Consider the following 11,594-nt stretch of genomic DNA (forward strand, 5'->3'; position numbering starts at 1 on the left):
GCACCCCGCGCCCAGTGCGCGGGGTGCCGTTGCGCGTGTCGCCGCGTGTCGCTTCGTGCCGTCACGTGTGGCCGGGTGGCGTCACGCGAGCAGGTTCACCGCCCCGGTGAACACGCGCGGGAGCCGGGCGGCCAGCGGGACGATCCGTGGTGCGAGCCGCGGCCGGTGACGGGCCCACAGCAGGGACGCGGTGAGGGCGCGGTAGCTGCGCGTCAGGTCGCGCCAGGCCTGCTCGTAGGCATGCGGACGCCCCGCCCGCACGCACCGCACCAGCTCGCCCGCCGCGGTCACGGCCAGGGTGAGCCCCTCGCCGGTCAGCGCGTCCACGTACCCGGCCGCGTCCCCGACGAACAGCACGCGCCCCGCCACCCGTACGCGAGCCCCCTGGCGCAGCGGCCCGGCCCCGCGCACCGCCGTTCCCGTTCCCGCTGCCGCGGCCAGGCGCTCCGACAGCACCGGGAAGCGGGCGAGCTGTACGTCGAACGGGGCCTGGTCGGAGGTCAGGACGGCCACGCCGATCCGATCGGGCGCCAGCGGAGTGACGTAGGCCTCGCACCGCGGCGACCAGTGCACCTCGACGAGGTCGCTCCAGGGCGGGACGGTGTAGTGACGGCGCAGCCCGTAGCGAGCCGGGCGGCGGGGTGCCTGAGGCGCCGACAGGCCGAGCCCGCGCCGGACGGGGGAGTGCAGGCCGTCCGCCGCGACGAGGTAACGGGCGGTGAGCCCGGCCGCTTCGACGCGGTGCACGTCCTGGCGCACCTGGTCCACGCGCCCGGGGAGCACCCGTACGCCGAGCTGAACGGCGCGCTCGGCCAGCGCGGCCTGCAGTTGCGTACGCCGCGCGCCGAGGCCGGGGCCGGACCGGAAGAGCCCCTGCGCGCTGCGGCCGCTCTCGCCGTCGACGTAGCGGATGCCGTGGAACGGCTGCCCGGTCACGGGGACGCCCAGCTCCCGGAGGCGGCGTACGCCCCCGGGCATCAGGCCCTCCCCGCAGGCCTTGTCGATGGGGGTGGGTCGAGGCTCCACGACGACGACCTCGAGGCCGGCGAGTGCGCCGTGGATGGCGGTGGCCAGTCCGGCCGGACCGCCGCCCGCGATCAGCAGGTCGATCACGAGGCGGCGCCGGTCGAGTGGACGGAGGCGGGTGCCCGCAGGCGGCCGCCGTCGGTGAGGGCGGTGTCCTCGCAGCCGATCCGTACGCGCAGCAGCACCAGATTGAGCACGGTGAAGCCGATCGAGGTCAGCCACGCGGTGTGCACCAGCGGCAGTGCGACGCCCTCGGCGACCACGGCCACGTAGTTGGGGTGGCGCAGCAGCCGGTACGGTCCGGACTCCACCAGCGGCAGCCCGGGAACGACGAGCACCCGGGTGTTCCAGCGCTTCCCGAGGGTGGCGATGCACCACCAGCGGAGGCCCTGGGCGCCCACGGCGACGGCGAGGGCCGACCAGCCGAGCAGGGGGACGAACGGCCGCCCGGCCGCCCAGGGTTCCACCGCACAGCCCACCAGGAGTGCGGTGTGCAGGGCGACCATGGCCGGGTAGTGACCGCGGCCGTACTCGCGGCCGCCGCGGGCCAGGCTCCATGCGGTGTGGCGGCGGGCCGTGATCAGCTCGCCGAGCCGTTCGGCGCAGACCAGGCCGATGAGCAGCAGGTACAGGGTCAGGGAGGTGGTGGCGGTGAAGGAGGTGAGGGCGGGCAGGGCGATCGGGTTCATCGAGATCATCGGGGTCACCAGCGCAGGAGGACGAGTTCGGAGGCGAAGCCCGGACCGAAGGCGAGCATCAGCCCGACCGATCCGGGCGGGGGCGGTCCCGCGGTCTGGACGCCGTCCAGGATGTGCAGGACCGATGCGGAGGAGAGGTTTCCCACGGCTGCCAGCGAACGCCGGCTCGCGGCGAAGGCCGATTCCGGCAGCGCCAGCGCGTCGGAGAGCGTGTCGAGGATCTTCGGGCCGCCGGGATGACAGATCCATGCGTCGACGTCCGCGGGCTTGAGGTCGTGCGCGGCGAGGAAGGACTCGACCTCCTCGGCCACGTGCAGCCCGACCAGGTCGGGGAGTTCACGGCCGAGCACCATGCGCATCCCCCAGTGGCCGATGTCCCAGCCCAGGAGGTGCTCGGTGCCCGGGTACAGGCGGCTGCGCGCGGCCACCACCTCGGGTCCGGCGCCGGTGCCGTGCAGCGGGTGGTCGCGGCCCACCGCCACCAGGGCGCCCGCCCCGTCGCCGAACAGTGCACCGGCCACCAGGTTCGCCATCGAGGCGTCCGTGGACTGGAGGGTGAGCGAGCAGAGCTCGGTGGACAGCAGGAGGGCCGCGTGGCCGGAGTGGCCCGTCAGATGGTCGTGGACGTGGCCCACTCCGGCGGCGCCGGCTGCGCAGCCGAGGCCGAAGAGCGGCAGGCGCCGCACGTCGGGACGCAGGCCCGCGCGGGTGGCGAGACGGGCCTCCAGCGAGGGTGTGGCCAGCCCGGTCACCGTGGTGGACATGACCAGATCGACCTCCCGGGCCGTCAGGCCGGAGTCGGCGAGGGCGAGTCCGAGGGCTCGGGCGCCGAGCTCCAGGGCCGTCTCGATGAAGAGCGCGTTGGTCGCGCCGAAGTCGTTCGCCGGGCCGTACCGCTCCAGCGGCAGCGCGAGATGCCGGCTGTCCACGCGCACCGAGCCGTGGACGCGGCGCAGCAGGGCGGTGTCGGAGCCCGGGGGCAGGAAGCGGGCGAGCGCCTCCGTGATCTCGGACTGGGGGTGGCGATGGGGCGGGAACACGCTGCGCACTGCCAGAACACGTGTCATTCGGTCACCATAGAAAACAACTGACACATCGTAATGAATCAGGTGAACCGGGCGCGGCGCCGCATAGCGTGTCGCCGTGCCCGCGCGAAGCGATCAGAACACTCAGCCCACGCACACCACTCAGCCCACGCACACCACTCAGCCGACTGGGACCACGCAGACCACGCAGACCACGCAGAGCGTCGAGAACAGCCTCGGCGCAGCGTCCCGATCCACTGTCACGCGCGGCCTGTCGGCCGCCTGCCACCCGCTGCCCGCGGCGGCCGTGACCCTCTTCGCCGCCGCCCTGGCGGCCGCCGCGGGGCACGGCCCCGTCCGGGCGGCCCTCACCGTGGCCGCGGTGGCGGCCGGACAACTGTCGGTGGGCTGGTGCAACGACCGGACCGACCTGCGACGCGACCTGGCCACGGGCCGACGCGACAAACCGCTGGTCGCCGGCACGGTGTCGGCCGCCGCCGTCACGAGGGCGGCGGCCCTGGCACTGCTGCTCTGCATCCCGCTCTCACTGGCCTGCGGGCTGCTCGCAGGCACCGCGCACCTCGTCGGCGTCGCGGCCGCCTGGGCCTACAACCTCCGGCTCAAGAGCACGGCCGCCTCCTGGATCCCGTACGCCCTGGCCTTCGGCCTGCTCCCCGCCTTCGTCACCCTCGGGCTGCCCGGCGCCCCCTGGCCGCCCCCGTGGCTCACGGCCGCCGCGGCCCTCCTCGGCGCGGGCGCGCACTTCGCCAACGTGCTGCCCGACATCGAGGACGACCTGGCCACCGGAGTCACGGGGCTGCCGCAGCGGCTCGGCGTACGGGCCTCGGCCGCACTGGCCGGACTCCTCGTCCTCGGCTCCACCGCCACCCTGGTCGTGGGGCCACCGGGGCGGGTGACGGCGTACGGCTGGACGCTGCTGGCCGTGACCACGGCGGCGCTGCTCCTCGTGGCCCGGTGGCCCGCCGGCAGGCTCCCGTTCCTGGCGACGATGGCGGTGGCCGGAGCCGACGTGATCCTGCTCGTCGCCGAACTCCGCTCCTGAGCCGCCCCCGGCTCACTCCGCGCGCAGGGCCTGCGCCGTACGGGTGCGAGTCGCCCAGAACGCCGGCGCCAGGGCTCCGGCCACGGCGATCGGCACACCGGCCGGCGCCATCAGGACGGGCGGCAGCGCACCGTGGACGTTGACGAACGTCTGCGGGATCGCGAAACCGGCCGCCCGGCCCATCGCCGGCATCACCGCGTGGTGCAGGGCGACCCCCAGCGGCGCCCCGACCGCCCCCGCGACCAGGCCGATGGCGGCCACGCCCGTCAGGACCTGGACGACGGTCTGCCGGGGCGTCATCCCGAGGGCCTTGAGGACGCCCTGGTCGCGGACCCGGTCGCGGGTGTCCAGGACGACCGTGTTGAGGACGCCGAGCCCGGCCACGGCGACGAGCATCAGGGTGAGCGTCGCGATCAGCCCCTGCATCGCGGCGAGGACGTTCGACGACGGGCTCTCGGTGGCCGTGGCCTGCGCGCCCAGCGGCTCCAGGACCCCGTTCAGCTCGGCGAGGTCCCGGTCCCGGTACCGGTCCGTACCCGCCGTCAGCTCGACCCCGAACACGGCCGGCAGGCAGGGGGACTCCAGTGTGGCGACGGACTCCTGCGCGTGCGCAGGGCCATCCCCTCGTCACAGGTCGAAGACCTCGCCGACGATCGTCAGCCGGGCCGAGCGCCCCTGTTCGGAGACCACGACGCCGTCCCCGACGGCGCGTCCGGTGGCCCGCAGGAACCGTCCGGCGACGACGGGCTCGCCGGGCGCGGCGAACCAGCGGCCCGAGATCATCGTCGCGGCGGCGCCCGCGCCCGTCCCCTCGTACGCCACGAGCGGCGCACCCCCGGTCAGCCCGGCCACGTCCACCTCGGTACCGGCTGCCCGGTGGAACGAACCGGTCCAGGAGTGCTCCTCGAGCACCCGCGCCACAGCGGCCGGATCGGCCGGGCGCGCGGCGAAGGAGGCCCCGGGTCCGCCCTCCGGCGGAAACACGGTCCGCACCGTGACGGCGCCGGAGCGGTCCGGGTCCCCGCCCGTCTGTACGGCCGCCAGCGTGCTGCCGAGGCTCACGGCGACGCGCTGGGCCCGGGCGATCGACTCGATCATCGCGCTCGCGCTGGCCGTCGCCACGGTCCTGGGCGACCAGGACCGCTCGTATGTCGACATCCACGCCGATCCGGGGCCCGGCGCCCCGGGATTCCCGTCGGCCGTGCCCCCGCCGCCCGTGGGCCTGGCCGACGGGGAGGCCCTCAGGCCGTCCGGTCGGCCTCCCGGGTGCGGGTCCAGGCGAGGAGCCGGTCCGCCGGCCAGGTGTTGATGACGCGCCCGGCCGGTACCTCGCACTCCACGGCCCTCTCGCAGCCGACGATCTGCCAGTCCAGCTGGCCGGGGGCGTGGGCGTCGGTGTCGATCGCGAAGAAGGTGCCGGCCGCCACGGCGAGGCGCAGCAGCCGCCGGGGCGGGTCCAGCCGTTCGGGCCGGCTGTTGATCTCCACGGCGGTACCGCTCTCCGCGCAGGCCCCGAAGACCGCCTCGGCGTCGAACTGCGACTCCGGCCGGGTCCGGCCGGTGACCAGCCGCCCCGTGCAGTGGCCCAGGACGTCCATCAGGGGATTGCGCACGGCCGCCAGCAGCCTCCGGGTCATCGCGGGCGGGTCCATCCGCAGCCTCGAGTGCACCGAGGCGACGACCAGGTCGAGCCGGTCCAGCAGCTCGGGCTCCTGGTCCAGGGACCCGTCGTCGAGGATGTCGCACTCGATCCCGGTGAGCAGCCGGAAGGGCGCCCAGGTCTCGTTGAGCGCGGCCACCACTTCCAGCTGCTCGAGCAGCCGCTCCGGGGAGAGCCCCCGGGCGACGGTCAGCCGTGGCGAGTGGTCGGTCAGTACGGCCCAGTCGTGGCCGAGCGCGGCCGCCGCCCGGCCCATCGCCTCGATCGGGCTGCCGCCGTCGGACCAGTCCGAGTGCACGTGGCAGTCCCCGCACAGCGCCGCCCGCAGGGCGAGGGCGGCAGGAGTGGCCGGAGGCCCCTCGGGGAGTGCGGCGACCTCGTCCTCCAGTGCCTGCAGATAGGCCGGCACGGCCCCGTCCAGTGCTTCCCGCACGACCTGGGCCGTCTTGGGGCCGATGCCCTTCACCGCCTCCAGGGAGCCGGCCGCGACCCGCTCGGCCACCTCGCGCTCGCCCATCCGCGTCACCACGGCCGCCGCGGACCGGAAGGCCCGCACCCGGTAGGTGGGGGCCTGCGCACGCTCCAGCAGGAAGGCGATCCGGTCCAGCGCCGCAACCGGGTCCATCGCGCACCTCCTGCCTCCCGGACCCAGTGTCCGGTGCCGGAGGCGGCTACGCCTCTTCGGCCTCCAGGGGCACGGCGGCGTCGAGGGCGGCGGTGAGGCGGTTCAGGCGGTCCTGGAGGTCGAGGACCTCGGCGAGCTCGAAGCCGGTCGCGGCGGCGATCCGGCGCGGCACCTCCACCACGCGCACGCGCAGGGCTGCGCCCTCCTCGGTCAGGTGGGCGTGCACGGACCGCTCGTCCTCGGTGCTGCGCTCGCGGCGGACCAGTCCGGCCGCCTCCAGCCGCTTGAGCAGCGGGGACAGCGTGCCGGAATCCAGCCGCAGGTGGTGCCCGATCTCCTTGACCGGCAGCTCACCGTGCTCCCAGAGGACCAGCATCACCAGGTACTGGGGGTAGGTGAGCCCCAGGTCCTTGAGGACGACGCGGTAGAGACCTCCGAAGGCCCGGCTCGCGGCGTTGAGCGCGAAGCAGATCTGGCCGTCGAGGCGCAGGAAGTCCTGGTCGGAATGGGTCGCGGTGGGCTGCTCGGTCATGACGCCCAGTGTACCCGGGGCGGACTTGTGGGGCATTGAATTGTGCACAACTGAATTGTGTGCTCTAGTAGTGGAGCGCGGCCGACCACCGGCCGCCACCACGGTTCATTTCTGCGAGAGGACCTCTCATGGACGCGCTCTACACCGCTGTCGCCACCGCCAACGGCCGCGAGGGCCGCGCCGTCAGCTCCGACGGTCAGATCGACCTCGCCCTCGCCATGCCCCCGGCGCTCGGCGGCAACGGGCAGGGCACCAACCCCGAGCAGCTCTTCGCGGCCGGCTACGCGGCCTGCTTCGCCAGCGCGCTCGGTCTGGTCGGCCGCCAGGCCAAGGTCGACACCAGCGAGGCCTCGGTCACCGCGGAGGTCTCCATCATCAAGGAGGGCGCCGGCTTCGGCCTCGCCGTCGTCCTGCGCGTCGAGCTCCCCGAATCCCTCGCCGGCGAGACGGGCGCCCTGCTGGTCAAGAAGGCGCACGAGGTCTGCCCCTACTCCAACGCCACCCGCGGCAACATCGCCGTGGACCTCGTGATCGAGTAAAGATGCCGGACGCCCGGCGGGCGGCCACCATGGAGGAACATCCACTCCTACGGGGGCCGCACGCCAGGAGGCGCCGGTGGCGCACACCTTCGCAACGGACGTACTGGTCGCAGGCGCCGGCCCGGTCGGACTGACCGCCGCCGCCGAGCTGCGCCGACGGGGCGTCCCGTGCCGGATCGTCGACCGGCTGCCCGCCCGGCTGCCGTTCGCGAAGGCCGTGGGTATCCAGCCGCGCACCCTGGAGGTCTGGGACCGCATGGGGATGGTCCGCGCCGCACTGGACGCGGCCGTCCCGATGCGGGGGCAGTTCCTCTACGTCAACGGCGCCGAGCAGCCCCGCATCGACTTCTCCGTGCCGCCCGAAGTGCCCTACGGATTCGCGGCGCTGCCCCAGTACGAGACCGAGCGCATCCTCGACGAGTTCCTGGGCCGCTTCGGAACGGCCGTCGAACGCGGCACCGAGCTGGTGTCGTTCGGCCAGGACGCCGACGGGGTGACCTGCCGGCTCCGCACCCCGTCCGGGGCGGAGGAAGAGCTGCGCACCCGGTACCTGGTGGGCTGCGACGGCGCGCACAGCATCGTCCGCAAGGGGCTCGGCCTCAGCTACGAGGGCGGCGCCTTCCCCGAGGAGTACATGCTCGCCGACGTGTGCGTCGACTGGGACCTGCCGCCCGAGTACGCGGTGCGCTCCATGCACGTGAACGGCGAAGGGGCCGTCGACGACATCCTCGTCTGCATCCCGCTGCCGGGCCGCGGCCGGTACCGCATCTCGATGATGGTGCCGCCCGAGCTGTCCACCGCACGGTCGGACGACTCGGCCTCCGACGGGGTCACCCACGGCCTGCAGAGCGGCCGGGGCCCCGAACTGGCCGACGTCCAGACCGTCCTGGACCGGCTCTCACCCAAGCCGACCACCGCCTCCGACATCCGCTGGACCTCGGTCTTCCGCATCAGCCACCGGATCGTGGACCGCTACGGCGACGGCCGGGTCTTCGTCGCCGGGGACGCGGCCCACATCCACCCGCCGACCGGAGCCCAGGGCATGAACACCGGGATCCAGGACGCTTGGAATCTGGCCTGGAAGCTCGCCCTCGCGATCGACGGCGGCGCGGCCCACCCCGGTCTCCTCGCCAGCTACGACGCCGAGCGGCGGCCGGTCGGCGAGGAAGTCGTCGGCCGCACCGTGCGCCACGCCGTCGAGGGGATGGAATCCGACCCGGACGACCCGGCAACCGTGATCATGCGCGAGGCCCAGCTGCTCGTCGGGTACCGGGGAAGCCCGGTCGTGGACCCGGCCGGCGAGGGTCGCGGCCCCCGTCCGGGCGACCGGGCACCCGACTGCGAGGGCCTCACCGGGTCCATCGCCGCCTACCCGATGCGCCTGTACGACGTCCTGCGCGAGCGCGAACACGTCCTGCTGCTGTACGGGAACGGGAACGGGCCCGGCTCCGTTGCCGGAGCGGGCCTCGACGAACTCGTCCGGACGGCACGGGAGTCCTCCGGCGGCCGGCTGGAGGTCTGCGTCCTGCTCCCGGCCGATGCCGGGCCCGGGGCCGAGGACGGCGCCGAGGCCCACGGGACACGGCTGCCGGTGTACCGCGACAGCCGGGGCGAGTTCGCCCGCCTCTACCGGGCCGAGGAGCCGACGGCCTTCGTGATCCGCCCGGACGGATACCTCGGCGCCCGGCTCTCCCCGCCCGCCCCGCAACCGCTGGCCGCCCACCTCGCGGCCGTCTTCGCCCCGCCCGCCCCGGCGGGCGGCCGGGGCTGAACCGTCAGCCCCGGGCGGCCTCCCGGCGCTGCCGCTTCCCCAGTGGGGCCAGCGACATGTCCTGGGCCTGCGACCTGAGCTGCTTGAAGCCGTACCCGCGCTCGGCCAGCCAGCTCTCCGCCGCCAGTTCCGCACGGGCCGTCGCGTCGAGGATGTCCTCCTCGGCCTCCCCCGTGTCCAGGAAGCGGAAGGTGAAGAAGGGGCGGGCCGCGAGGTCGTACGTGAGGTGCCCCTGGGCGGTGAACTCCGCGCGCAGCATGTCGTGCTCGGGCGCGGCGGCGAGCAGCTCGGCCCGCTGGGCGCCGGTCAGAGCGTCGAACGAGCCGCGGACAGTGATCCGGAAGGTACGAGTGGTACTCATCCCCGGAGCCTAGAACGGGCGCTCCGTCCCGTGCACCCGGATATCGCCCGGTCCGCCCCGGGCCGGTCCCCGGCCGCGCGGCCCACCCGAGAAGGCCGCCGGACACCACGCGTACACCGTGCACGCACCGTGCGCACCCCCACGGACACCCCGAAAGCCCTGGCCCACAGCCCGTTTTGGATTGCCGGACGATCCTCAATACGATCCGGCGATGATCACAAGAAAACGGCTGGCGGCCCGGGCGTGCGGCCTGCTCGCCGCCCTGGCCGTCGGGCTCTTCCCGGCGAGCGCCACCGCCGCCGACGGACCGACGGCGAAGGAACCCCCCAAGGTCGACCTCGTCCTCGACGTCAGCGGCTCCATGCGGGCCAACGACATCGACGGACAGTCCCGGATGGCCGCGGCCAAGCAGGCCTTCAACGAGGTCATCGACGCGGTCCCCGCCGAGGTGCGCCTCGGCATACGGACCCTGGGGGCCGACTACCCGGGCGACGACCGGGCGACCGGCTGCAAGGACACCAAGCAGCTCTACCCCGTCGGCCCGCTCGACCGGACCGAGGCGAAGACCGCCGTCGCGACCCTCGCCCCCACCGGCTGGACGCCCATCGGACCGGCCCTGCTCGGCGCCGCCCAGGACCTCGAGGGCGGCAACGCCACCAAGCGGATCGTGCTCATCACGGACGGCGAGGACACCTGCGCCCCGCTCGACCCGTGCGAAGTCGCGCGCGACATCGCCGCCAAGGGCATCCACCTGGTCATCGACACCCTCGGCCTGGTCCCGGACGCCAAGACCCGGGCCCAGCTCACCTGCATCGCCGAGGCGACCGGCGGCACCTACACCTCGGTGCAGCACAAGGCGGAACTCTCCAGCAGAGTCCGCCAACTCGTGGACCGGGCCGCCGACCCCGTCGTCAACCCGGTCGCCACCGAGGGCGCCAAGCAGTGCGAGGGCGCCCCGCAGCTGAAAGCCGGCCTCTACAGCGACCGCGAGACCTTCGGCGAACACCGCTGGTACCGGGTCGACGTACTCCCCGGCCAGGAACTGCGCGCCTCGGTCAGCATCGGCGCCGACCGCGCCGTCAACAACGACTACGGCGTCCTGCTGCGCGCCACCACCGTCCACGGGCGGGAGATCGTCCGCGGCTCGGAGGCGGGTGACGGGCGGACCGACGTCCTCTCCACCGGCCTGCGCTACCCGAAGGCCGAGACCGACGACGCGGACTCGGACGCCAAGCCCGCGCCGGAGACCGTCTGCCTCCAGGTCAGCAACTCCTTCTCCGCTCCCGCCTCCGTCAAGACGACCCCCGGCATGCCCGTCGAGCTGACCATCGACCTGGTCGACGGACCCGACGAAGCCTCCGACGTGGCCGCCTTCGGCCTCGGGCGGGGCTGGTGGCTGCTGGCCGTGCTGGTACTCGCCGGGCTGCTCGCCGGTCTGGTGTGGGGATGGATCTCCCGCTGGCGCATCTCCGTCTGGAGGACCAACTGATGCGTAGAGTTGGCACATTGACCGCGTCCCTGCTGGCCGCTGCCGCCGCCCTCACGGTGGCGGGCACGGCCGTGGGCTCGGCCGTCGCGGACACGCCCTCCCCGAGCGCCACCGCCACCGCGAGCCCGGACGGTGCCAAGGCCGCCGAGTCCGCTCCGACCGAGGCGGGCACCAGCTTCCGTACCGCCGCTGCCTTCCGCCCGGGCCAGAAGGCCACGGCCGGGGCCTCCAGCGGCGACTACCTCTACTGGGTGCTGCCGATCGACGCGCAGCAGCGCGCCACGGTGAAGGCCGCCGTCACCCTGCCCGAGTCGAAGGCCCGCCACGGTGCCTCGACCTGGCAGCTCGACGTGTACGACGGGCTGCGCCGCCGGCAGGCGTGCACCTACGGCACGCAGAGCGCGGCCGCCGCCAGGGAAGCCGCCACGGTCGAACTGTCCTGCACCCTGCGCACCGTACGAGCCGGCGCCGACCAGTGGGCCAACGACCCGCTGCCGGGCAGCTACTACGTACGCCTGACGGTCGTCGACCTGCCGGAAGAGGACCTGGGCCTGCCGGTGCGCGCGGCCGTCGAGGCAGAGGTGAAGGAGACCGGCGGCATCCAGGCCGTCGACGGCTCCCTCTCCACCCCGCTGGTCGCCGGCACCGTGACGGCCACCCTGCGCGAGCCGGAGGACGGTTGGTCCGGCGGCTGGTGGTCGGACCGCTGGCTCTGGACCGCGGCCGGCGGAGTGCTCGGGGCCCTCGCGGGCATCTTCGGGTACTCCCTGACGCGCGGCTCCGGCCGCCCGTCCCGGGCCTGAAC

The 11,594-nt window shown here is 74.2% G+C and carries 13 protein-coding genes; 5 read left to right on the forward strand and 8 right to left on the reverse strand.

Going from position 1 to position 11,594, the window contains the following annotated elements; genetic code table 11:
- Window positions 1-81 precede the first annotated feature (81 nt).
- From ACWGE1_RS36540 to ACWGE1_RS36550, 3 genes are all read right to left on the reverse strand, one after another.
- Window positions 82-1,113, reverse strand: a complete 1,032-nt coding sequence (locus ACWGE1_RS36540) for an NAD(P)/FAD-dependent oxidoreductase (protein ID WP_453424773.1) — start codon at window positions 1,111-1,113, stop codon at window positions 82-84.
- A complete protein-coding gene (locus tag ACWGE1_RS36545) occupies window positions 1,110-1,664 on the reverse strand; it encodes an isoprenylcysteine carboxyl methyltransferase family protein (RefSeq protein ID WP_453424784.1) in 555 nt (184 codons plus the stop codon). The genes ACWGE1_RS36540 and ACWGE1_RS36545 overlap by 4 nt, the downstream gene beginning before the upstream one ends.
- A gap of 65 nt (window positions 1,665-1,729) precedes the next feature.
- Window positions 1,730-2,791, reverse strand: a complete 1,062-nt coding sequence (locus ACWGE1_RS36550) for a type III polyketide synthase (protein WP_453424774.1) — start codon at window positions 2,789-2,791, stop codon at window positions 1,730-1,732.
- 76 nt (window positions 2,792-2,867) lie between these two features.
- Between ACWGE1_RS36550 and ACWGE1_RS36555 the strand changes: the two genes are divergently transcribed.
- Entirely contained in the window at window positions 2,868-3,812 is a 945-nt protein-coding gene (locus ACWGE1_RS36555) for a UbiA family prenyltransferase (RefSeq protein ID WP_453424775.1), read from the forward strand.
- A gap of 12 nt (window positions 3,813-3,824) precedes the next feature.
- Here ACWGE1_RS36555 and ACWGE1_RS36560 read toward each other — a convergent pair whose 3' ends face one another.
- From ACWGE1_RS36560 to ACWGE1_RS36575, 4 genes are all read right to left on the reverse strand, one after another.
- A complete protein-coding gene (locus ACWGE1_RS36560; protein WP_453424776.1) occupies window positions 3,825-4,373 on the reverse strand; it encodes an ABC transporter permease in 549 nt (182 codons plus the stop codon).
- Window positions 4,374-4,439: 66 nt separating this feature from the next.
- On the reverse strand, window positions 4,440-4,970 hold the full coding sequence (locus tag ACWGE1_RS36565; RefSeq protein ID WP_453424777.1) for a hypothetical protein: 531 nt from the start codon (window positions 4,968-4,970) through the stop codon (window positions 4,440-4,442).
- A gap of 83 nt (window positions 4,971-5,053) precedes the next feature.
- A complete protein-coding gene (locus ACWGE1_RS36570) occupies window positions 5,054-6,097 on the reverse strand; it encodes a PHP domain-containing protein (RefSeq protein WP_453424778.1) in 1,044 nt (347 codons plus the stop codon).
- Between the two features lie 46 nt (window positions 6,098-6,143).
- Window positions 6,144-6,629 carry a MarR family winged helix-turn-helix transcriptional regulator gene (locus ACWGE1_RS36575; RefSeq protein WP_453424779.1) on the reverse strand — a complete coding sequence of 162 codons (486 nt, stop codon included), beginning with the start codon at window positions 6,627-6,629 and terminating at the stop codon, window positions 6,144-6,146.
- Between the two features lie 128 nt (window positions 6,630-6,757).
- Between ACWGE1_RS36575 and ACWGE1_RS36580 the strand changes: the two genes are divergently transcribed.
- Both ACWGE1_RS36580 and ACWGE1_RS36585 read left to right on the forward strand, forming a co-directional pair.
- Window positions 6,758-7,168: an organic hydroperoxide resistance protein gene (locus ACWGE1_RS36580; RefSeq protein WP_030718214.1), complete on the forward strand. Its 411-nt coding sequence runs from the start codon at window positions 6,758-6,760 to the stop codon at window positions 7,166-7,168.
- A gap of 76 nt (window positions 7,169-7,244) precedes the next feature.
- Window positions 7,245-8,939, forward strand: a complete 1,695-nt coding sequence (locus ACWGE1_RS36585) for an FAD-dependent monooxygenase (protein WP_453424780.1) — start codon at window positions 7,245-7,247, stop codon at window positions 8,937-8,939.
- 4 nt (window positions 8,940-8,943) lie between these two features.
- Here ACWGE1_RS36585 and ACWGE1_RS36590 read toward each other — a convergent pair whose 3' ends face one another.
- Window positions 8,944-9,300 carry a DUF6204 family protein gene (locus ACWGE1_RS36590; protein WP_453424781.1) on the reverse strand — a complete coding sequence of 119 codons (357 nt, stop codon included), beginning with the start codon at window positions 9,298-9,300 and terminating at the stop codon, window positions 8,944-8,946.
- Between the two features lie 211 nt (window positions 9,301-9,511).
- Between ACWGE1_RS36590 and ACWGE1_RS36595 the strand changes: the two genes are divergently transcribed.
- Together ACWGE1_RS36595 and ACWGE1_RS36600 are read left to right on the forward strand one after the other, a co-directional pair.
- The gene (locus ACWGE1_RS36595; RefSeq protein WP_453424782.1) at window positions 9,512-10,789 is read left to right on the forward strand and encodes a VWA domain-containing protein; all 1,278 of its coding nucleotides are present in this window, start codon (window positions 9,512-9,514) and stop codon (window positions 10,787-10,789) included.
- Window positions 10,789-11,592: a hypothetical protein gene (locus ACWGE1_RS36600; RefSeq protein ID WP_453424783.1), complete on the forward strand. Its 804-nt coding sequence runs from the start codon at window positions 10,789-10,791 to the stop codon at window positions 11,590-11,592. The genes ACWGE1_RS36595 and ACWGE1_RS36600 overlap by 1 nt, the downstream gene beginning before the upstream one ends.
- Window positions 11,593-11,594: the final 2 nt, after the last annotated feature.

The organism is Streptomyces sp. NPDC054932 (assembly GCF_053610205.1).

Excerpts from the sequence above, each read along its gene's own strand:
- ACWGE1_RS36565 (WP_453424777.1), bottom strand. The coding sequence starts at position 4,970 with ATGTCGACATACGAGCGGTCCTGGTCGCCCAGGACCGTGGCGACGGCC.
- ACWGE1_RS36570 (WP_453424778.1), bottom strand. The coding sequence starts at position 6,097 with ATGGACCCGGTTGCGGCGCTGGACCGGATCGCCTTCCTGCTGGAGCGT.
- ACWGE1_RS36590 (WP_453424781.1), bottom strand. The coding sequence starts at position 9,300 with ATGAGTACCACTCGTACCTTCCGGATCACTGTCCGCGGCTCGTTCGAC.
- ACWGE1_RS36580 (WP_030718214.1), top strand. The coding sequence starts at position 6,758 with ATGGACGCGCTCTACACCGCTGTCGCCACCGCCAACGGCCGCGAGGGC.
- ACWGE1_RS36595 (WP_453424782.1), top strand. The coding sequence starts at position 9,512 with ATGATCACAAGAAAACGGCTGGCGGCCCGGGCGTGCGGCCTGCTCGCC.
- ACWGE1_RS36550 (WP_453424774.1), bottom strand. The coding sequence starts at position 2,791 with ATGACACGTGTTCTGGCAGTGCGCAGCGTGTTCCCGCCCCATCGCCAC.
- ACWGE1_RS36575 (WP_453424779.1), bottom strand. The coding sequence starts at position 6,629 with ATGACCGAGCAGCCCACCGCGACCCATTCCGACCAGGACTTCCTGCGC.
- ACWGE1_RS36600 (WP_453424783.1), top strand. The coding sequence starts at position 10,789 with ATGCGTAGAGTTGGCACATTGACCGCGTCCCTGCTGGCCGCTGCCGCC.